Annotated in this window: 19 protein-coding genes; 14 read left to right on the top strand and 5 right to left on the bottom strand. The window is 65.7% G+C overall.

The genetic code is table 11. The annotated features are described in order from the left end of the window. The first annotated feature begins 108 nt into the window (after positions 1 to 108). Positions 109 to 1434 (top strand): NAD(P)/FAD-dependent oxidoreductase, encoded by a 1326-nt coding sequence (locus NOF55_RS09425; protein WP_306411116.1) that lies wholly within the window; start codon positions 109 to 111, stop codon positions 1432 to 1434. A 5-nt stretch (positions 1435 to 1439) separates the two neighbouring features. On the opposite strand, the gene NOF55_RS09430 is transcribed toward NOF55_RS09425, so the two are convergent. The 5 genes from NOF55_RS09430 to NOF55_RS09450 form a co-directional block, all read right to left on the bottom strand. Then, positions 1440 to 2564 (bottom strand): iron-containing alcohol dehydrogenase, encoded by a 1125-nt coding sequence (locus tag NOF55_RS09430; RefSeq protein ID WP_306411117.1) that lies wholly within the window; start codon positions 2562 to 2564, stop codon positions 1440 to 1442. Positions 2565 to 2578: 14 nt separating this feature from the next. Beyond that, on the bottom strand, positions 2579 to 2707 hold the full coding sequence (locus NOF55_RS09435; RefSeq protein WP_306411118.1) for a hypothetical protein: 129 nt from the start codon (positions 2705 to 2707) through the stop codon (positions 2579 to 2581). Next, complete coding sequence (gene pdxA, locus NOF55_RS09440; RefSeq protein ID WP_306411119.1) at positions 2704 to 3654, bottom strand: 4-hydroxythreonine-4-phosphate dehydrogenase PdxA; 951 nt, start codon at positions 3652 to 3654, stop codon at positions 2704 to 2706. The genes NOF55_RS09435 and pdxA overlap by 4 nt, the downstream gene beginning before the upstream one ends. 161 nt (positions 3655 to 3815) lie before the next feature. After that, the gene (locus NOF55_RS09445) at positions 3816 to 4595 is read right to left on the bottom strand and encodes a transporter substrate-binding domain-containing protein (RefSeq protein WP_306411120.1); all 780 of its coding nucleotides are present in this window, start codon (positions 4593 to 4595) and stop codon (positions 3816 to 3818) included. A 20-nt stretch (positions 4596 to 4615) separates the two neighbouring features. After that, positions 4616 to 5542 (bottom strand): SMP-30/gluconolactonase/LRE family protein, encoded by a 927-nt coding sequence (locus NOF55_RS09450; RefSeq protein WP_306411121.1) that lies wholly within the window; start codon positions 5540 to 5542, stop codon positions 4616 to 4618. Between the two features lie 242 nt (positions 5543 to 5784). Between NOF55_RS09450 and NOF55_RS09455 the strand changes: the two genes are divergently transcribed. The 13 genes from NOF55_RS09455 (at position 5785) to NOF55_RS09515 (ending at position 19434) form a co-directional block, all read left to right on the top strand. Beyond that, entirely contained in the window at positions 5785 to 6468 is a 684-nt protein-coding gene (locus tag NOF55_RS09455; RefSeq protein WP_306411122.1) for an amino acid ABC transporter permease, read from the top strand. Next, positions 6465 to 7112: an amino acid ABC transporter permease gene (locus NOF55_RS09460; RefSeq protein ID WP_306411123.1), complete on the top strand. Its 648-nt coding sequence runs from the start codon at positions 6465 to 6467 to the stop codon at positions 7110 to 7112. The genes NOF55_RS09455 and NOF55_RS09460 overlap by 4 nt, the downstream gene beginning before the upstream one ends. Next, positions 7096 to 7821, top strand: a complete 726-nt coding sequence (locus NOF55_RS09465) for an amino acid ABC transporter ATP-binding protein (protein ID WP_306411124.1) — start codon at positions 7096 to 7098, stop codon at positions 7819 to 7821. Before NOF55_RS09460 ends, NOF55_RS09465 begins: the two co-directional genes overlap by 17 nt. 73 nt (positions 7822 to 7894) lie before the next feature. Continuing rightward, positions 7895 to 8782 (top strand): dihydrodipicolinate synthase family protein, encoded by an 888-nt coding sequence (locus tag NOF55_RS09470; protein ID WP_306411125.1) that lies wholly within the window; start codon positions 7895 to 7897, stop codon positions 8780 to 8782. Next, positions 8779 to 9753 (top strand): phosphoglycerate dehydrogenase, encoded by a 975-nt coding sequence (locus NOF55_RS09475; RefSeq protein ID WP_306411126.1) that lies wholly within the window; start codon positions 8779 to 8781, stop codon positions 9751 to 9753. Before NOF55_RS09470 ends, NOF55_RS09475 begins: the two co-directional genes overlap by 4 nt. Next, positions 9750 to 10802, top strand: coding sequence for an Ldh family oxidoreductase (locus NOF55_RS09480; RefSeq protein ID WP_306411127.1), 1053 nt, complete (start codon positions 9750 to 9752; stop codon positions 10800 to 10802). The genes NOF55_RS09475 and NOF55_RS09480 overlap by 4 nt, the downstream gene beginning before the upstream one ends. 306 nt (positions 10803 to 11108) lie before the next feature. Next, positions 11109 to 12086 (top strand): Bug family tripartite tricarboxylate transporter substrate binding protein, encoded by a 978-nt coding sequence (locus tag NOF55_RS09485; protein WP_306411128.1) that lies wholly within the window; start codon positions 11109 to 11111, stop codon positions 12084 to 12086. Between the two features lie 92 nt (positions 12087 to 12178). Beyond that, positions 12179 to 12655 carry a tripartite tricarboxylate transporter TctB family protein gene (locus NOF55_RS09490; RefSeq protein WP_306411129.1) on the top strand — a complete coding sequence of 159 codons (477 nt, stop codon included), beginning with the start codon at positions 12179 to 12181 and terminating at the stop codon, positions 12653 to 12655. Positions 12656 to 12665: 10 nt separating this feature from the next. Further along, positions 12666 to 14165, top strand: a complete 1500-nt coding sequence (locus NOF55_RS09495; RefSeq protein WP_306411130.1) for a tripartite tricarboxylate transporter permease — start codon at positions 12666 to 12668, stop codon at positions 14163 to 14165. A gap of 362 nt (positions 14166 to 14527) precedes the next feature. Beyond that, on the top strand, positions 14528 to 15601 hold the full coding sequence (locus tag NOF55_RS09500) for an ABC transporter ATP-binding protein (RefSeq protein ID WP_306411131.1): 1074 nt from the start codon (positions 14528 to 14530) through the stop codon (positions 15599 to 15601). A gap of 36 nt (positions 15602 to 15637) precedes the next feature. Further along, positions 15638 to 16600 carry an ABC transporter substrate-binding protein gene (locus tag NOF55_RS09505; RefSeq protein WP_306411132.1) on the top strand — a complete coding sequence of 321 codons (963 nt, stop codon included), beginning with the start codon at positions 15638 to 15640 and terminating at the stop codon, positions 16598 to 16600. Positions 16601 to 16645: 45 nt separating this feature from the next. Next, positions 16646 to 18337, top strand: a complete 1692-nt coding sequence (locus NOF55_RS09510) for an ABC transporter permease (protein WP_306411133.1) — start codon at positions 16646 to 16648, stop codon at positions 18335 to 18337. Beyond that, complete coding sequence (locus NOF55_RS09515; protein ID WP_306411134.1) at positions 18325 to 19434, top strand: MBL fold metallo-hydrolase; 1110 nt, start codon at positions 18325 to 18327, stop codon at positions 19432 to 19434. The genes NOF55_RS09510 and NOF55_RS09515 overlap by 13 nt, the downstream gene beginning before the upstream one ends. The last annotated feature ends 2 nt before the right edge of the window (positions 19435 to 19436 follow it).

Consider the following 19436-nt stretch of genomic DNA (forward strand, 5'->3'; position numbering starts at 1 on the left):
ATTTGCCCGCACAGGGCGAAACGGCATGAAATGCCGCAAACCAGCATTCTCTGGCAGCGCCTCGCCGGCAGGCGCGTCTAGACTAGGCCTATCGTAAGGAGTCCCGCCATGCCTGCGCCGCTGCAAAAGATCGAGACCTCTCCGGCCCTGCCGGCATCCGCCGATGCCGTCATCATCGGCGGCGGCATCGTCGGGGTCTTCGCCGCCTATTATCTCGCGCGGCGCGGCCAGAAGGTGGCACTGGTCGAAAAGGGGCTGATCGGCGCGGAACAGTCCAGCCGGAATTGGGGCTGGTGCCGCCAGCAGAACCGCGACGCCCGCGAACTGCCCATCGCGACCGAAAGCCTGGCGCTCTGGGAAGGTTTCGCGGCCGAAAGCGGGCAGGATACTGGCTTTCGCCGCTGTGGCCTGTTCTATCTCAGCAACGACGAGGCCGAGCTCGAAGGCTGGGCGCGCTGGCGCGACTTCGCCCTCACCGCCGGCGTGACAACCCACATGCTGGATGCCGAAGCCGCCAGCGAGCGGGGCCGCGCCACGGGCCGGCGCTGGAAGGGCGGCGTCTTCTCGCCGACCGACGGAACCGCCGACCCGTCGAAGGCGGCGCCCGCCGTCGCCCGCGCCATCCTGGCGCTCGGCGGCACGGTTCACCAGAATTGCGCGGCGCGCGGGCTCGAAACCGAAGGCGGGCGCGTCAGCGCGGTGGTCACGGAACAGGGCATGATCCGCACCAGGGTCGCGATCATGTCGGGCGGCGCCTGGGCCTCGTCCTTCTGCCGGCAGCACGGCATCCGCTTTCCGCAGGCCTCGATGCGTTCCTCGATCCTGTCGGTGACGCCCGGCGCGGAGGGCCTGCCGGATGCACTGCATACGGCGACGGTTTCCGCAACCCGCCGCGGCGACGGCGGCTATACGCTGGCTGTCAGCGGCCTCGGCAGGCTCGACCCGACGCCGCAGCAGATGCGTTTCGCACCGCAATTCCTGCCGATGTTCGCCCGGCGCTGGCGCAGCCTGAGGCCGGGCGGGCTGGAAGGCATCCGCGGCGGCCACGAGACGCTGAAACGCTGGCGGCTCGACGCGCCGACGCCGATGGAGCGCGTGCGCATCCTCGACCCGAAACCGAATGCCGCCGCGATCCGGCTCACCCACGAGCGCGCCCTCGACCTTCTGCCCGGGCTGCGCGGGACGCAGATCGCCGCCACCTGGGCCGGCTTCATCGACAGCACGCCCGACGGCGTGCCGGCCATCGGCGAGACAGCGGAACTGCCGGGCTTCATCCTCGCCGCCGGCTTCAGCGGCCACGGCTTCGGCATCGGGCCGGGAGCGGGCCACCTGATCGCCGATCTGGTGACGGGCGACGAGCCCATCGTCGATCCCCGGCCCTATCGGCCGGGCCGCTTCAACGGCTCGGCCTGGGGAAAGGTCGCGGATTTCTGATCGCCTCAGAACGCGGCGCGGTAGACCGCCAGCACGTCGTCCACGCTCATGTCGCGCGGATTGTTGTCCATCAGGCGGCGGATGGCGTGGGCGTCCGCGGCGAAACGCGCGAGCTGCTCCTCCGTCGCGCCGTGGTGCGACAGCCGCATCTCGATGCCCAGTCCGGCGCAGAAGCCGTAGGCCGCCTTCAACAGCCCCTCGGCCCTCGCCTGCTCGGCAATGCCGAGCGCATCGGCCACTTCCGCCGTCTTCTCCTCCGCGGCGGGCGCATTAAAGGCCAGCACATGCGGAAAAATGATGGCGTTCGCCAGCCCGTGCGGCAGATGCAGCAGCGTGCCGAGCGGATAGGCCAGCGCATGCCCCCCCGCCGTATTGACCGGGCCGAGACACACACCGCCATAGAAGGAGGCGAGCATCATGCCCTCGCGCGCCTGCGTATCCTTTCCGTCGCGCACGGCACGGGCGAGATAGCGTCCGACCAGCCCGATGCCGATGCGGGCATAATGATCGATCGCCGGATGCGCCTTGCGGTTCGTGAAAGCCTCGACGCAATGGGCCATCGCATCGACGCCCGTCGCCGCCGTGACCGCCGGCGGCACCGACCAGGTGAGTTCCGGATCGAGCACAGCCAGATCGGCGATCATGTACGGGCTTTCGACGGCGATCTTGTTGCCCTTGCCGGGATCGGTGATGAGCGCGCGGATGCCGGCCTCCGAACCGGTTCCGGCCGTGGTCGCCACCTGCGCCAGACGGGTTCGACGGCCCGCCACCCTGTCGGGGCCGGCAACGTCCGCGAGGCTCTGCTCGCCATCCCAGAGTGCGGCGACCAGCTTGGCGACGTCCATGACCGAGCCGCCGCCGAGGCCGACGACGAGATCCGGCCGCGCCTTGCGCGCCGCCTCCATAGCGGCCCCGAAGGCGGCCGTATCCGGCTCGCCGGGAATGGCGTCGAACAGCGTGACCTGGCCGGACAGCCCGAGGCGGTCGACGAAACGGCCCGTATGCGGCGTGGCGACGACGAAGATGCGGGCGGCATCGCCGGCCCAGGCCCCGACTTTCGAAACCGCGCCGGCGCCGATCTCGAGGCGGCGCGGCTGGTGCAGGGTGATGATGCGATTGGCGGCCGTCATGAACCTGTTCTCCCTCACAATGCTTCGAGACGGGCCATTGCGGCCCGGATCTTTCCATGCGCGTCCTCCGAAGGCGGAGAGAGGCGCGGGTGGGCGTTCGTCAGCGCGGCGGGCTCGTTCCAGCGGTCGTGAACAAGGCTCATCCGCGCCCTCCCGCGACCAGCTTGCGCGCATAGGCGATAGCCGCATTCATGTTTTCATGATTGGCGATCCCCTTGCCGGCGATGTCGAAGGCCGTGCCGTGATCGACCGAGGTGCGGTCGATGGGCAGTTCGACGGACACGTTGACCGCCGTATCGAAGGCCACCAGCTTGATCGGGATATGCCCCTGGTCGTGGTATTGCGCGACGACCAGATCGAACGCACCGCCATAGGCGCGGTGGAACACGGTGTCGGCGGAGATCGGGCCGTGGGCGTCGATGCCCTCGGCGCGCGCCGCGGCGACGGCGGGGGCGATCTGCTCGTCGTCCTCCGTGCCGAACAAGCCGTTTTCGCCGCAATGCGGGTTGATCCCCGCCACCGCGATGCGCGGCCTGTCATAGCCGATGCGCTTCAGATGTGCGTCGCCGGCCCTGATCGTCGCCAGCACCCGCCCCGTGGTCGCGCGGCGGATCGCCTCCTGAAGCGAGACATGGGTGGAGACGTGGATGACTTTCAGCCGTTCGGAGGCGAGCAGCATGTAGGCGGCCTTCGCGCCGGTCAGGTGGCGCAGCATGCCGGTATGGCCGTCATAGTGATGGCCAGCGGCGTTCAGCGCCTCCTTGTTGATCGGCGCGGTGACGATGCAGCCGATCCTGCCGGCCTCGGCGTCGCGCACCGCCTTCTCGATGAAGCGGAAGGCCGCGTCGCCTGCCGCCGCCGACAGCCTGCCGAACGGCAGGGGCGCCCCCTCGACCGGCAGATCGACGACACGGCCCGAAAGATCGATGTCGAGGCCGATCGCCGCTTTCGTCGCCTCGAGCGTCGCGAGATTGCCGTAGATCAGCGTCCGCTCGCGATCCCCGGCCCCCATCTCCGCAAGCGCCTTCAGGCTGATCTCCGGCCCGACACCCGCAGGATCACCCATCGTAATCCCAATCGTCACACTCATCTCTCACTTCTCCATCAAAACCCGGAATGCCCGCGCCACCGCGCACGCCGCGACGGGTCGTGCAAAAACAACGGATCGCCGGCGGCGAATGGCGCAAAGCACGGCAGAACCCGCAAGGGAACAAGACGGGCACCGCGCGCAGGGCGGCGGTGCCCGCCTCGTCAGTCGTTCATGTCGGGCAGATCGGCGCCGTGCCAGGTCTTGTAGATCGTGTTCAGCTTGCCGTTCGCCAGATTGTCGGCCACCCAGCCGTCGAGATAGTCCTTGAGTTCGCTCTCTCCCTTGCGCAGCCCGATGGCATAGGGGAACACGTTGATCAGGAACTTGATTTCCAGCGGATCGTTCGAACGCCTCTCGTTGATCGTCTTGATGACGGACGGGGTATTGGCGGCGAGATCCGCCTGACCAGAGGTCACGGCCGTCACCAGCGTGGCGTCGTCGTCGAAACGGACGATCTCCGCCTTGGGAGCGCCTTCCGTCAGGCCGGAATCGGCGGTCGTGCCGCGCGTCACCACCACCCGCTTGCCGGCGAGATCGTTGAAGCTTTTGACCTTTTCGGAGGCCGGGCCGGCGATGACGATCTGGATCTTACCGTAGGGACGGGAGAAGTCGATGACCTTTTCACGTTCCGCGTTCATCGAGAAGGACGAGATGACGACATCGGCCTTGTCGGTGAGCAGGAAGGGGATGCGGTTCGCCCCCGTCACCGGCACGAGTTCGAGCTTGACGCCGAGGCTTTCGGCCAGAAGATTCGCCGTGTCGACATCGGAGCCGACCGGCTGGAGGCTGGGGCTCATCATGCCGTAGGGCGGCACGCCCATATCGGTCGCCACGCGGATGACGCCCGCCTTGCGAATGTCGGCAAGCTGGTCCGCCGTGGCGGCGCCTGCGAAGGCAATCCCGAATGCGGTGGCCGCGCCGAGCAGTTTCACGATCTTCATATGTTCCTCCCTGTGCAAGATCATGTATAGGCAACGCCCTGCACGGCGACGTGCAGGGAATAGATCGAGCGGCTGGCCGCCATGAACAGCCGGGTGCGATGCCGTCCGCCGAAGCAGAGATTGGCGCAGCGTTCGGGCAGGTGGATGTGGCCGAGGGCCGTGCCGTCGGGCGAGAACACCCGCACGCCGAAATTCCCCTCGCCGACGCCCCAGGCCGCCCACAGATTGCCCTCGACATCGCAGCGCATGCCGTCGGGAGCGCCGGTCTTGCCGGCATCGGCGAAAAGCCGGCGCTCGCCGAGGCTGCACCCGTCCGCCGCCACGTCGAAAACATGGATTCCGCCCCGCGTCTGGACGAGATAGAGCCGGTCCTCCGAGGGCGAGAAGCAGAGCCCGTTGGGCTGAGGAATGCCTTCGACGACGATATCGATTGCGCCGGTTTGCGGATCGACGCGGTAGACATTGGTCGGCAGTTCCGCCTCGCCCTTCACGCCTTCGTAATAGTCGCGCAGGCCGAAGGTCGGATCGGAGAACCAGATCGAACCATCCGACTTCACGATGACGTCGTTGGGCGAATTCAGCCGCTTGCCGCGATAATTGTCGGCGATGACGCGGATCGAGCCGTCGAATTCCGTCCGCACGATGCGCCGCCCCGAATGCTCGCAGGAGACCAGCCGTCCCTGACGGTCGCGCGTGTTGCCGTTGGCATGACCGCCCCGCCGGAATTCGCTCACGGCGCCGGTCTCCTCGTCGTAACGCAGGATGCGGTCGTTTGGAATATCGCTCCACAACAGGCACCGGTGATCGCCGAACCAGACAGGCCCTTCCGCCCAGCGCATGCCGGTATGCAGCCGCTCGATGGCGGCATGCATCACGACCAGATTGCGGAAACGCTCGTCGAGAATCTCGACCGCGGGATCCGGATAAAACTCAGCGGGCGCCCACACGGCTTCCTCCTCCCGAATTGGATGTAAATTTGTTACACCACTTTGAACGGCATGCAACACGATTTTGCAAGAAAATCATAATCCATTGATATAAATTGATTTTATAATATAAAACTTGAAAAATCATCGCACGGCAACCGCGTTTTCAAAATATTGATATTGACAATTAATGCCTTTTTGCGCTTCACCTGTTGCCGCTTGGCTGCCGCGCAGGCTGCCGGCGGAGGAGCAGGAGGAGCAATATGAACTACAGGTTCGATTTCGAGCCGGTGCTGGCGCGTTGGCCGGCGCTGCTCGAAGGTTTGTGGACCACCATCCAGCTGACTTTCTTCACCACGGTCGTCGGCATTCTCGTGGGTTCGGTGTGCGCGGTGCTCTACACCTCCGGCCCGCGCTGGGTGCGGCTGCTGGTGAAGTCGTATGTCGAGATCATCCGCAACACGCCCCTGCTGATCCAGGCCTATTTCCTGATCTTCGGGCTGGCCTCGTCGGGGCTGCGCCTGCCGATTCTCGTCGGCGCCGTCATCGCGCTGACGGTCAATGTCAGCGCCTACACGACGGAAATCGTGCGCGCCGGGATCGAAAGCATCAACCGGGGCCAGATCGAGGCGGCGGAGTGCCTCGGGCTGAACCGGCTCCAGATCTATCTACACGTCATCATCCGCCCGGCGCTGGAACGGGTCTATCCCGCGCTTACCTCGCAATACGTCCTGCTGATGCTTTTCTCGTCCATCGTCTCGGCCGTCGGCGTGGACGAACTGTTCGGCGTCGCGAACCGCATCCAGTCCGACACCTTCCGGAATTTCGAGGTCTTCGTCGTCGTGGGCGTCATCTACTTCGTCCTGTCCGTTCTCGTCCGCCTGGCGTTCCACCTCATCGGCCAGCTTCTCTTTCCGCGACGCCGCAGGCTGGGGACTTCGCTATGAACACCGTTCTCCTGATGTCGCTGATCGCCGGGCTCGGCAACACGATCGTCCTGTCACTCCTGACATTCCTGTTCGGGGGGCTGGCCGGCGCCCTGATCGCCCTGGCGCGCATTTCATCCGTGCCGGCGATCCGCCGGGCGGCTTCGGTCTACATCCAGATCGTCCAGGGGATTCCGCTGCTGGTGCTGATGGGGCTGTGCTTCTTCGGCCCGAACATCATCGGCATGCGCGGCGTCGCCCCGCTCACCGCGGCGACGCTGGCGATGTCCATCTACACCAGCGCCTATATGGGCGAAATCTGGCGCGGCTGCCTGCAATCCGTGGCCCGCGCCCAGTGGGAGGCGGCCGAATGCCTGGGGCTCGGCCGGGCCCAGCGCATGTGGCACGTGATCGCGCCGCAGGCGGTGCGCATCGCCATCCCGCCGACCGTGGGCTTCATGGTGCAGATCATCAAGAACACCTCCATCGCCTCGCTGATCGTCGGCTTCCCGGAACTGACCTACAACGCCAAGATCATCAACAATGCCACCTTCGAGCCGTTCCTCTATTTCGGGCTCGCCGGCGCCCTGTACTTCGCGGTCTGCTTCCCCGTTTCGGAACTGTCGCGCGCTATGGAAAGGAAACTGAATGTCTCCCGTCGTTGAGATGAAGAATGTCCAGAAGAACTTCGGCGCGTTGCAGGTGCTGAAGGGCATCGACCTCACCGTCGATGCCGGCGAGGTGGTCGCCATCATCGGCCAGTCCGGCTCCGGAAAGTCCACGGCGCTGCGCTGCCTCGACCGGCTGGAGACGATCGAAGGCGGCGAACTCAGGGTCTGCGGCCACGCGCTGCACGACCGGAAGGTCGATCTCGCCCGGTTGCGGCAGGACGTCGGGATCGTGTTCCAGTCCTACAATCTCTTCCCGCACATGACGGCCGCCGAAAACGTGATGCTGGCGCTGCGCCTCGTGAAGAAGAAGCCCTTTGCCGAGGCGCGGACGGTCGCGGAAGCAGTCCTGACCCGCGTCGGGCTGGCCGATCGCATGGACATGTATCCCGAACAGCTTTCGGGCGGACAGCAGCAGCGCGTCGCCATCGCGCGTGGCCTTGCGCTCGCCCCGAAGCTGATGCTGTTCGACGAAGTGACCTCCGCCCTCGACCCGCAGCTCACCACCGAGGTTCTGAAGGTCATCGAGCAGGTCGCCCGCGACGGCATGACGATGGTGCTCGTGACCCACGAGATGGACTTCGCCCGCAAGGTCGCAAACCGCGTCGTCTACATGCACAAGGGCCGTGTCAACGTCGACGGGCCGGCCAGCGTTCTCGACGCGCCGCCGACCGCCGAACTCGCCGACTTTCTGAAAAGTGCCTGAGAAGCCTTCACCTGCCGGACCAGGCGACGCCGATCACGGACCATGCCTGCGGCTCCAGACAACGGAGTACATCATGAACAGAAAAGCCTTCGTGGCCATCGTCACCTGCTTCAACGACGACGAAACGATCAATTTCGAAGCCACCCGCGCCCAGGTGCGGCGGCAGGTCGAGGCCGGCAACAACATCATGTGCGCCGGCACGAACGGCGACTTCACCGCCCTGACCTTCGAGGAGAAGGTGGCCCTGACGGAAGCCGTGGTCGACGAGGCCGCGGGCCGGGCGGATGTCATCGTCAATGCCGGCATGCCCGCCACCTTCGAAACGGTGAAGCTTGCCCGTGCCTTCGACCGGATCGGCGTGAGCGGCATCGCCGTCATCACCCCGTTCTTCATCGCCTGCACGCAGGACGGCCTCATCCGGCATTTCTCGGTCGTGGCGGATGCCGTCGGCACGCCGGTCTATCTTTACGACATTCCCGCCCGCACCCAGAACCATATCGAGCCGCAAACCGCCAGCGTGCTGGCCGATCACGGCAATATCGCCGGCATCAAGGATTCCGGCGGCGCGCAGGAAACGCTGGAGGCCTATCTCAAGGTCGGCAGGGAAAAGCCCGGCTTCGAGGTCTATTCCGGGCCCGACCATCTCGTACACTGGTCGCTGCAAAACGGGGCGGCCGGCTGCATTTCCGGCCTCGGCAACGTCATGCCGCAGGTGCTTTCCGCAATCTTTGCGGCATTCAACCGCGGCGATCAGCAAGAAGCCGCGCGCCAGCAGGCGATCTACGGCAATTTCCGCAAGGATCTCTATGGGCTCGGCTATCCGCCCGCCCTCGTCAAGCGCGCGCTCTACCTGATGGATTCCTCCGTCGGCGCGAGCCGGCAGCCCGCGCTCCTGCCCGACCCCGCGCAGGACGCGCAGATCCTCGCCATCCTCAAGGCCTACGATCTGGTGCAGGCATGACCGTCCTCCTTACCACCTCGCCCGGCTTCGGGCGCCACGGGCGCGTTCCGGCACGGCTGGCGGAACTCGGCTGGGAACTGATCCGCTGCACCGACACCGCCCGCCCCGACGGTGGCGTTTCCGATCACATCGCCAGGGCCGACTACCTCGTCGTCGGCCTCGTGCCGGTGACGGAGGCGACGCTTTCGCAGGCAGGCCGCCTGAAGGCCGTGCTGAAACATGGCGTCGGTGTCGACAATATCGACATTCCCGCCTGCACCGCCCGCGGCATTCCAGTGGCCAACACCCCCGGCGCGAACGCCGATGCGGTGGCGGAACTGGCGCTCGGCCTGATGTTCTCGATGGCGCGCGCCATTCCCGCCAGCCACATCGGCATCGTATCGGGCGGCTGGAACAGGCAGGTGGGAAGCCAGATCGGCGGAAAGATACTCGGCATCCTCGGCCTCGGCAATATCGGCCGCGCGCTGGCGTTGAAGGCGAAAGCCCTTGGCATGACCGTCATCGCCACGGACCCTTACGCGGACCGCGCATTCGCCGAGGCCCATTCCATCGGCATCGTCGACCTGCCCGAACTTCTGGCCCGCTCCCACTATCTTTCGCTGCACGTCTTCGGCGGCGCGGACAATGCGGCGCTGATCGACGCCTCGGCGCTCTCGAAGATGAAACCCGGCGCCCGGCTGCTCAATCTCGCCCGCGGCGAGGTGACGGATATCGACGCCGTCTACGACGCCCTCCAGTCCGGCCAGCTCGGCGGCGCCGCCTTCGACGCCTACACGGTCGAACCACCGGACAGGAGCCATCCGATCTTCACCCATCCCAAGGCAGTCTTCATGCCGCATTCGGGCGCCGATACCGTTGAGGCCGTCGAGAATGTCGGGCTGATGAACATCGCGGATATCGAAACGCTGATCGCCGGCGGCCGTCCGGCGCGCGTTCTCAATCCGGAGGTTTTCGAAAGGACGGCACCATGAGCGTTCCGGCCACCGAATTGCGCGATTTCGCGGTGGCACTCTTTCGCGCCGCCGGTCTCGGCGAGGCAAAAGCCGCCGCCGTCGGGCACTATCTCGTCGAAGCGGACCTGATGGGACACGACACGCACGGCCTCGCGCTCGCGCCGTGGTATCTGCAAGGCATAGCCGATGGCGTCATGACGAAGGACGGCGAACCGGATACGGTTTCCGACCGCGGCGCGGCGATCTGCTGGCGCGGCAACCGGCTCCCCGGCGCATGGCTCGTATCTGAGGGGGTGAAGCTCACCTGCGAACGGGCGCGCCGCCACGGAACGGCAACGCTGGCGATCGGCGACAGCCACCACATCGGCGCTCTGGCCGCCTATCTGCCGGAGGCCACGGCACAGGGGCTGATGATCTCCATCGCCTCCTCCTCGCCGTCCGGCGCGCAGGTCGCTCCCTTCGGAGGTCTGAAGGGCGTCTTCACCCCGGACCCGGTGGCCTACGGCATACCGACGCCGGCGGACCCGATCCTGATCGATATTTCCGCCTCCATCACCACGGTCAACATGGCCCAGCGCATGCTCCGCGAGGGCCGCAGCTACCGCCACGACTGGCTGATGGATGCCGAAGGCGCGCCTTCGCACGACCCGCAGACCGTCACCGAAGGCGGCACCCTGCTGCCGACCGGCGGCCTCGATCACGGGCAGAAGGGATACGGCATGGCGCTTTCCGTCGAGGCCCTGACCCAGGGCCTGGCGGGATACGGCCGCGCCGACGCCCCGACAGGAACGAACGCGGCCGTCACCATCACGGTTCACGATCCGGAGGCTTTCGGCGGCCGGGACGCCTTCCTGCGGCAGACCGGCTGGCTGGCGAAAGCCTGCCTCGCCTCGCCGCCCCGGGTTCCCGGCAAGCCGGTGCGCCTTCCCGGGCAAGCCGCACTGGAGCGCCGCCGCCGGGCGCTGGCCGATGGCGTCGACCTCTACCCCTCCATTGTTCCCGCCCTGAAAACGGAAGCGGAACGTCTGGGCGTGAGCTTGCCCAAAAACATGCGGAACAAGGTCTAAAATTTGTAATTTCAATCGTCATATCGACCAACGTCCGCCAAGATGAAACCCGATACGGCATCCGGAAGATGACGGGGCGGAGCCAACGCAACACCCTCATATATTCAAAATAATAAATGAAAATCAATATAATAACGAATCCATTTCGCTTTCATTCCTACGCTTCCAGCGAAGAGATCGTTTCGAAACATGGTCTCCGGCTTCTCGATCTTAACGACCATTATTTTATTATGAGTTGACAACTAATTTCTTTATCCATAGCGTGGCAGCCAGTCGGAGGAGCGACGATATCCAAGGGAGGTGGAAATGCGCGAATTCATCAAGGCAACCGGCCTGACTGCCGTGGCCTGCATGGCTGCGTTTGCGGCTAACGCCCAGGGTTTCCCCACGAAACCGATTGAAATCGTGGTGCCCTATGCCGCTGGCGGGGGCACGGATCTTTCGATCCGGGTTCTGGCCGACGTCCTGTCCAGAAAGCTCGACGGCGCCACTGTCGTCGTCCGCAACGAGCCCGGCGGCGGAGGGGCGATCGGCACCGGCTCATCCCTGAAGGCAAGGCCCGACGGCTACACGCTCGGCACCGGCGCCCAGGGGCCCATTGCCCTTCTGCCGCATTATGGCGCGACGACCTACGATATCGACAGCGTCGATTTCCTCGCGCTGATAGCCCGCAATCTTCAGATCGTGCTCGCCTGCGCCGACACGACATACAAGGATTTCGAATCCTTCCTGGCAGCAGCCAAGGAGAATCCCGGCACCGTGCTGGTGGGCAATTCCGGCGCCGGCGGCGCGAACCACCTGTCTATGGAAGCGTTCGGCAAGGTCGCCGGCGTCACCTTCGAACATGTGCCTTACGGCGGCGCGGCCGAAGCCCTGACCTCATGCGCGGGCGGCCATATCGACGCGGTGACGGCAACGCCGGCGGAAGCCAGGCCCTATGTGCAGGCCGGCACGGTGACGCCGCTTTTCGTGATGGAACAGGACAGGATCGGCGACTACCCGGACGTTCCGACCGCCGTCGAAAAGGGCATCGATTTCACCTGGTCTTCATGGAAGGGCATCATTGCCCCGAAGGGGATTCCCGACGATGTGCGCGCCCGGCTGACCGATGCGCTGGCCGCGGCGATGGCCGACCCGGACTTCATCCAGAAAATGGAGACGATGGGTGAGTTCGTCGATTACCGCGACAGCGAAGGTTTCGCCGCTCTGGCCCGGGAGGAAAGCACCAAGGCGGAACAGGTCATCCGCGATCTCGGCATGTACGGGATGAACAAGTCGGAATAAGCCCTCTCCCCTTGCCCTGCGGAGCGCGGGCATACGCTCCCGCTCCGCAGGGCTGACGGCGTTGAACTTGCGATGAAGAGCGGGAGGCTCCGATGAACCGCATGGACGTATTGCTCCGGAACAAGGATGTTCTTTCCGGCTTGTTTTTCCTGTTGGTCGCTGCCGTCTTCGCCTATGGCGCGTTGCGCCTGCCGATGGGCAGCGCAATCCGCATGGGCCCCGGCTACTTTCCGCTCGTGCTGTCCGGCATGCTGGCGTTTTTCGGCGTCCTCACCGTGCTGACGGGCGTGCGCAACGCATCCGAACGCAACGCCGTCTCGTCCATCGCATGGCTGCGGCTCCTGCTCGTCAGCGGCAGCGCCCTCTTCTTCGCCATCGCGCTGGACGGGCTTGGCTTTCCGATCACCGTCTTCGTCACCATCCTGATCGCCGCAAGGGCGAGCAAGGATTTCAGGCTCGTTCCCGCCCTGCTGCTGGCAGCGCTTTCCAGCGCGGCGGCCTGGTTCATTTTCGCCGGGGCGCTCGGCCTGCCGCTGGCCGCGCTCGGCTCCTGGCTCACCGGCGCATGAGGTAACGCAGATGGATCTCGTTTCGAATCTCGGCCTCGGCCTGTCGACGGCCCTCAGCCTGAACAACCTGTTCTATTGCTTCATCGGCGCCTTCGTCGGAACCCTCATCGGCGTTCTGCCGGGGCTCGGCCCGGTCGCCACCATCGCCATGCTGCTGCCGCTGACATTCGGGCTCGAGCCCGTCACCGCGCTGATCATGCTCGCCGGCATCTTCTACGGTGCCCAGTACGGAAGCTCGACCACCGCCATCCTCCTGAACCTGCCCGGCGAGGCCTCTTCCGTCGTCACCGCCCTCGACGGCTACAAGATGGCGCGTCAGGGACGGGCGGGCGCCGCGCTGGCAACGGCGGCCCTCGGCTCGTTCTTCGCCGGCACGGTCGCCACGCTGGTGATCGCCACGATGGGGCCGCCGCTTGCCAGCGTCGCGCTGAAGTTCGGGCCGGCGGAATATTTCTCCCTCATGGTCCTCGGCCTGATCGCATCCGTCGCCATCGCCTCCGGTTCGGTCGTCAAGGCGCTGGCGATGATCGTCCTCGGCGTGATGCTCGGCCTGATCGGGCAGGACATGTATACCAGCGTCGCCCGCCTGACCTTCGGCAACCAGAACCTTCTCGACGGCATCGAGTTCGTCGCAATCGCGATGGGCCTGTTCGGCCTGGCGGAAATCTGCCTCAACCTCGAAAACGAGGCGGAGCGCAAGGGGTCCGTTTCGAAGGTGGGCTCCCTGCTGCTGAGCCGCAAGGACATCAAAAGCATCGCCATGCCTATCCTGCGGGGAACCGGCGTCGGCTCGCTTCTCGGCATCCTGCCCGGCGGCGGCGCGACGATCGGCGCCTTTTCCGCCTATGTGCTGGAAAAACGCCTGTCCAGAACGCCGGAGCGCTTCGGCAACGGCGCCATCGAGGGCGTCGCCGCCCCCGAAAGCGCCAACAATGCCGGCGCGCAGACATCCTTCATTCCCCTCCTGACGCTGGGCATCCCGGCCAATGCGACAATGGCGATGATGGTCGGCGCGCTTATCCTGCACGGCGTCACGCCGGGGCCGAACATCATCGCGACCGAACCCGTGCTCTTCTGGGGATTGATCGCCAGCATGTGGGTCGGCAACGTCATGCTGGTGATCCTCAACCTTCCCATGATCGGCATCTGGGTCAGGCTGCTCACCGTTCCCTACCGCATGCTCTTCCCCCTCATCATCGCCCTGTGCTGCGTCGGGGTCTACACCGTGAGCAACAGCACCTTCGACGTGCTGGTGATGATGCTCTGCGGCGCTATCGGCTACATCCTGATGAAGCTCGGCTGCGAACCGACTCCGCTTCTTCTCGGACTGGTGCTCGGCCCGATGCTGGAGGAAAACCTTCGCCGGGCGATGCTCACCGGCCGCGGCGATCCGACGGTTTTCCTGACGCGGCCGATCTCGGCGACGCTGCTGGCAATCGCCGCCGTCTGCCTGATCGCGATGATCGTTCCCGCGGTGCGTAAGACGCGGGAGGTCGCGTTCGAAGAATAGTCAGGCCGCCTGCGGCCCTCAGGCCGTCGATCGATTGACCGATGTCACGCGTTCGACGGCCTCGAGCCTTTCCGGAGGCAAAACCGGTTCCCGCTTCCGCTGGAATTGCTCCAGGGTCTCATGGCCCTGCCTGCTCCGATTGTCGAGCATCGGCATACCGCATCCTGCACCCCTCAATGTCGTGACGGCATGGCCGATGGCGGTCAGCGCATGCGAAGGCCGCACGCCCTCCACAGGCGCATCCCCGATGTCACAAAACCGATATACGTCATCCCTATGTTGCACACGAGTGCAGAAGAATATGAAATTCTTCCACGCATGAGAAAAAACGTGAAAAATCAGCATCTTGGAAACAGATCCGCATGGTCGGCATCGTTCTCGAAAATGTGGCGAAGAGCTTCACCGGAAAGCGGGTGGTCGATGGCGTTTCACTCGATGTGAACGACGGCGAGTTCGTCGCCGTTCTCGGCCCCTCGGGATGTGGAAAGACAACCCTCCTGCGTCTCGTCGCCGGCTTCGAGACACTGGATGCCGGATCGATCCGGATCGGCGGGACCGAGGTTTCCTCGCGGCAGTTCACGTTGCCCCCGGAGAAGCGCAACATCGGCATCGTCTTCCAGAACTATGCCCTCTGGCCGCATATGAGCGTCGCCGAAAACGTCGGCTATGCGCTGAAGATCAACGGCATCAATGCCGCCGAGCGAAACCGCCGCAGCCTCGACGCGCTTGCCGCGGTCGGCATGGAGGCATTCGGCGGGCGGGCGCCGGCCGACCTTTCCGGCGGCCAGCGTCAGCGGGTGGCGCTGGCCCGGTGCCTCGCCTCCGACCCGTCCCTGATGCTGCTGGACGAGCCGCTCGCCAATCTCGACGTCCATCTGCGCGCGTCGATGGAAAAGGAATTCCTCGAATTTCACCGCCGAACCGGCGCCAGCATGATCTACATCACCCACGACCAGTCCGAGGCGATGGCGCTGGCGGACCGCATCGCGGTGATGGATGCCGGCCGTCTCGTGCAGTTCGCCGCGCCCCGCGCTCTTTACCGCGAGCCGCAGAACGAAATGGTGGCGCGCTTCATCGGCGGCGGCATGGTCTTCCCGGCACGCAATGTCGAACCGGCCGCCCGGCCCGGCCATGCCATCGTGGAGATTTTCGGAACGCGCCACCAGGTGCGCGCAAAACCCGGCCAGCAGCAGGCCCCCGACGCGAAGCTCTGCATCCATCCGGGCGAGTTTGGACTGGCCGGGACGGAAGATGACGGCTTCTCCGCCACCGTCGAGCGGGTGATCTACCGCGGCAGCCACAACCAGATCGACTTCCATGCCGATGCCATGCCCGACATCCCGCTGACGCTGCACAGTTACGACGAGCAGCCTCTTTCTCCGGGCAGTTCCATCTCCGTTCGCGTCAATGACGGCTGGGTCATCCCCGCCGCCTGACGAGTGCCCTTCAACGTCCACGCAAAGGAAACGTCCATGCGCCTCATTCCTGCACTCGCCCTGCTTCTGATGGCGGGCACCGCCAGCGCCGAAACGCTGACGCTCTACACCTCGCAGTCGCCGGAGATCGCCCAGCAGACGGTCGACGCCTTCCAGGCGAAGCATCCCGACATCAAGGTGGAATGGAGCCGCAACGGCACCAGCCAACTGATGAACATCCTGCGCGCCGAGATCGAGGCCGGCGAGGTCAAGCCGGACGTGCTTCTGGTGGCCGATACCATCAACCTCGGCCAGCTCAAGGCGGAAGGCCGCCTGATGGCCTATCCCGAAGCCAAGGTCGAAGCCTATGACAAGGGCACCTACGACAAGGACATGACCTTCTTCGGCACCAAGATCATCTCGACGGGGATTGCCTACAACACCCAGACGGCCAAGCCGGTCGAAACCTGGGCCGACCTGCTCGCCGACGAGAACAAGGGACAGATCGCCGTGCCGAGCCCGCTTTATTCCGGCGCCGCGCTGAACCACCTGCACAGCGTCATCGACGTGCCCGGCATCGGCTGGGACTTCTACGAGGGCCTCGCAAGGCTCGACATCGCCCCGGACGGCGGCAACGGCCCGGCCCTGAAGGCGGTCGCCAGCGGCCTTGCCAAATACGGCATCATCGCCGATGCCGACGTCATCCGCGCCAAGGCCAGCGGATCGCCGGTCGAGCTGATCTTCCCGAAGGACGGGGTTTCCTTCATCACCGAGCCGGTCGCCATCCTGTCCACGGCGAAGCAGCCGGAAGCGGCCAAGGCCTTCGTCGATTTCCTGCTCTCCAGCGAAGGTCAGGAACTCGTCGCCAAGCAGGGAAACATGCCGATCGATCCCTCGGTCACGCCGCCCGACGGCTTCCCGAAACTCTCTGAAATCAAGCTCCTGCCGATGGACGCCGACAAGGCCGTCACGACGGACAGGGACGTGCGCGAGAAGTTCACCGAGACCTTCGGCGGCTGACCGATGACGGATCTGGCGGTTGCAATGCCCCGGGAGCGCCAGCGAATGCCGGCTCTCCCCTTTCGCTCGCAATGGCTCGTGCTCGGCGCACTCGCCGTTTTCGTGATGCTGCTCTCCTTCGCCCCGCTTGCCCGGCTTGCCTGGACGGCGCTGGCGCCCGAGGGCGCGCTGGACTTCGAACGGCTGTCCGATCTGCTCCTGAGGAAGCGGGTCTTCACGGCGACGCTCAATTCGCTTTACGTCTCGGTTGCCTCGACGGCGCTTGCCGTTATCATCGGCTCCCTTGCGGCGGTCATCACCGTGCATACGGACATGCGGCTCAAGACCGCCTGGGTGTTCGGCTTCGTCCTGCCGCTGATGATCCCGCCGCAAGTGACCGCCCTTGCCTGGGTGCAGGCTTTCTCGCCCTCGAGCCCGGTTCTCGGCCTCTTCGGCCTTGCCCTGCCGCAGGGCGCACGCCATCCGCTGTTCTCCTCCACCGGCATCATCCTCCTGCTCGGTCTCTACAACGCCCCGCTGGTTTTCCTGACGGTGCGCGCCGCCTTGCGACGGCTGCCGCCCAATCTCGCCGAAGCGGCCCGGGCCGCCGGCGCGGGAAACCGGACGCTGCTCTTCACCATCCTCCTGCCGCTCGCCCGCGCCGGCGTCTTCGCCGGGGCCGCGCTGGCATTCGTCTCGGCCATCGGCAATTTCGGCATCCAGGCCATGCTGGGCATTCCCGCCCGCTTTCCCACCCTGATCACGCTGATCTACCAGCAGCTCAACAGCTACGGCCCGGCCGCGCTTTCCGACATGGCCGCGCTCGCGCTGCTGCTTTCCGTGATCACCGTGGCCGGGATCGGCATCAGCGGCTGGCTCGGGGGACGCGGCGACATGCGCGTCGAAAGTGGCGGACAACCGGTCGTCATCGCCCTTGGCCGCGCGCGGCCCCTGCTGGAAGCGGCAGCGTGGCTGTTCCTCGCCGCAACGCTGGTCCTGCCGCTTTCGGCGCTGGTCGCCACCTCGCTCGTCACCGGCTTCGGCCAGGAACTGACCCTCACGAACCTGACCGTCGCCCACTACGCCAACGCCCTCTTCCACCATGCCTCGATCCGCAACGCGTTTCTGACCAGCCTCGGCCTGACCGCCGGGGCGGCGGCGATCCTGGTGACGGTGTCGTTCTTCCTCGCCTATTTCCTGAGCTGGCATAAGGGGCTTCTGGTCCGGCTCGTCCAGCTTGCCGCCGAACTCTCCTATGCCCTGCCCGGCATCATTCTCGGCGTCGCCATGATCCTGTTCTTCCTGAGGCCGCTGCCGGTCCTCGGCCTCAGCATCTACGGCACCGTCTGGATCATCCTCGCCGCCTATCTGTCCAACTTCCTGGCGCTCGCGCTCAGGCCGATCCTCGGCGGCTTCGCCCAGGTCGACCGCTCTCTGGAGGAGGCCGGACAGATCGCCGGCGCCCCGTTCCTTGCCCGGATGCGGGATATCGTCCTGCCGATGGTCGCTCCCACGGCCTTCGCCGGCGGCATCATCGTGTTCATGAACGCGCTCAACGAAATCCAGGTCTCGATCCTGCTCGTCTCGTCGAGCGCCAGAACGCTCGGGCCGATGATCGTCTTCCTGGAGGAAGGCGGCTCCTCGACGCTCGCCGCGGCGGTCGGATGCCTGATGGTCGCCATCGTTCTCCTGCTGATGGGCGCGGCCTCGCTGCTGTCGGCGCGGCTGCCGAAGGGAGCCCTGCCGTGGCAGAACTGACCGCGATCAGCGGCCTCGGCGGCAAGCTTCCGGCAGCCTTTCTCCTCGAAATAAGCGGCCGCCGCCTGCTGTTCGACCTCGGCGAGGGGCCGCAGCCGGGCGTGCTGCCGGACATGAGCGGCATCGGCGACGTGGACGCCATCTGCCTGTCGCATGCCCACATGGATCACGCCGGCGCGTTGCAGCTTGCCGCGCGGATCGGCAATCCGCCGGTCTATGCGACGGCGGCGACCCTCCGGCAGATTCCCCTCGGCATCATCGGCTCCGCCCGGCGCAGGATTCTACCCGCCCGCGGGGAAGCCTCAATCGAAGGCCTCGTCGTGACGCTGGGACGGAGCGGCCATGCGCCGGGCGGCATATGGTTCCATATCGCAGCCGATGGCGGTTTTCTCTACACCGGCGACTGGAGTTCGGAGTCCACGCTGCTGCCTTTCGATCCGCCGCCGCCCGCGACCTGCATGGTGACGGACGTCTCCTACGGGGATCGCGACAGCAGCCTCGCCAACCAGATCGACATCATCGCCACCGCTGCGGCAAACGGCGCGGTCCTGCCCGTTCCCTCCGGCGGCCGAGGCCCGGAAATGGCGCTGGCGCTCACGCAGCGCGGTCTCACCGTCCGCGTCTGTCCGCAGGTCCGGTCCGAGATGGAAGATCTGGCGGCCGACACCGACGACGTAATACCACCCGGGCAGCATCGGGAACTGTCCGACTTCCTGGCCGGCGCGGCCTCCTCGCCGGACTGGCAGCCGGGCGATGTGATCGTCGCCGCCGAAGCCAATGGCGAGGCGGGGCTTTCCGCCGAACTCGTGTCGCGCCGGGGCGACGGGTTTCGCTTCGTCTTTTCCAGCCATGTGCCGGCCGGCACCCCCGCTGCCGGCCTGCTGGCCGCCGGCAAGGCGCGATGGCTGCCGTGGAACGTCCATCCCAGGCTTCGCGACACCCTGCGCCTCGCCCATGAGACCGGTGCCCGGCACATCGTGCCGGCCTTTGCAGGACCGGAGGACATGGCTATCCTGCGCAAGCGGCTCAAGAACAGGCTTTGCATGGAACGGACCCTTCGTTTCGGGCCTGCCGAGCCGATCGAAAAGACAGGATGACA

This window comes from Ectorhizobium quercum (assembly GCF_026552795.1).
GTDB lineage: Bacteria > Pseudomonadota > Alphaproteobacteria > Rhizobiales > Rhizobiaceae > Ectorhizobium > Ectorhizobium quercum.

Excerpts from the sequence above, each read along its gene's own strand:
- NOF55_RS09425 (WP_306411116.1), top strand. The coding sequence starts at position 109 with ATGCCTGCGCCGCTGCAAAAGATCGAGACCTCTCCGGCCCTGCCGGCA.
- NOF55_RS09430 (WP_306411117.1), bottom strand. The coding sequence starts at position 2,564 with ATGACGGCCGCCAATCGCATCATCACCCTGCACCAGCCGCGCCGCCTC.
- NOF55_RS09435 (WP_306411118.1), bottom strand. The coding sequence starts at position 2,707 with ATGAGCCTTGTTCACGACCGCTGGAACGAGCCCGCCGCGCTGACGAAC.
- pdxA (WP_306411119.1), bottom strand. The coding sequence starts at position 3,654 with ATGAGTGTGACGATTGGGATTACGATGGGTGATCCTGCGGGTGTCGGG.
- NOF55_RS09445 (WP_306411120.1), bottom strand. The coding sequence starts at position 4,595 with ATGAAGATCGTGAAACTGCTCGGCGCGGCCACCGCATTCGGGATTGCC.
- NOF55_RS09455 (WP_306411122.1), top strand. The coding sequence starts at position 5,785 with ATGAACTACAGGTTCGATTTCGAGCCGGTGCTGGCGCGTTGGCCGGCG.
- NOF55_RS09460 (WP_306411123.1), top strand. The coding sequence starts at position 6,465 with ATGAACACCGTTCTCCTGATGTCGCTGATCGCCGGGCTCGGCAACACG.
- NOF55_RS09465 (WP_306411124.1), top strand. The coding sequence starts at position 7,096 with ATGTCTCCCGTCGTTGAGATGAAGAATGTCCAGAAGAACTTCGGCGCG.
- NOF55_RS09470 (WP_306411125.1), top strand. The coding sequence starts at position 7,895 with ATGAACAGAAAAGCCTTCGTGGCCATCGTCACCTGCTTCAACGACGAC.
- NOF55_RS09475 (WP_306411126.1), top strand. The coding sequence starts at position 8,779 with ATGACCGTCCTCCTTACCACCTCGCCCGGCTTCGGGCGCCACGGGCGC.
- NOF55_RS09480 (WP_306411127.1), top strand. The coding sequence starts at position 9,750 with ATGAGCGTTCCGGCCACCGAATTGCGCGATTTCGCGGTGGCACTCTTT.
- NOF55_RS09485 (WP_306411128.1), top strand. The coding sequence starts at position 11,109 with ATGCGCGAATTCATCAAGGCAACCGGCCTGACTGCCGTGGCCTGCATG.
- NOF55_RS09490 (WP_306411129.1), top strand. The coding sequence starts at position 12,179 with ATGAACCGCATGGACGTATTGCTCCGGAACAAGGATGTTCTTTCCGGC.
- NOF55_RS09495 (WP_306411130.1), top strand. The coding sequence starts at position 12,666 with ATGGATCTCGTTTCGAATCTCGGCCTCGGCCTGTCGACGGCCCTCAGC.
- NOF55_RS09500 (WP_306411131.1), top strand. The coding sequence starts at position 14,528 with ATGGTCGGCATCGTTCTCGAAAATGTGGCGAAGAGCTTCACCGGAAAG.
- NOF55_RS09505 (WP_306411132.1), top strand. The coding sequence starts at position 15,638 with ATGCGCCTCATTCCTGCACTCGCCCTGCTTCTGATGGCGGGCACCGCC.
- NOF55_RS09510 (WP_306411133.1), top strand. The coding sequence starts at position 16,646 with ATGCCGGCTCTCCCCTTTCGCTCGCAATGGCTCGTGCTCGGCGCACTC.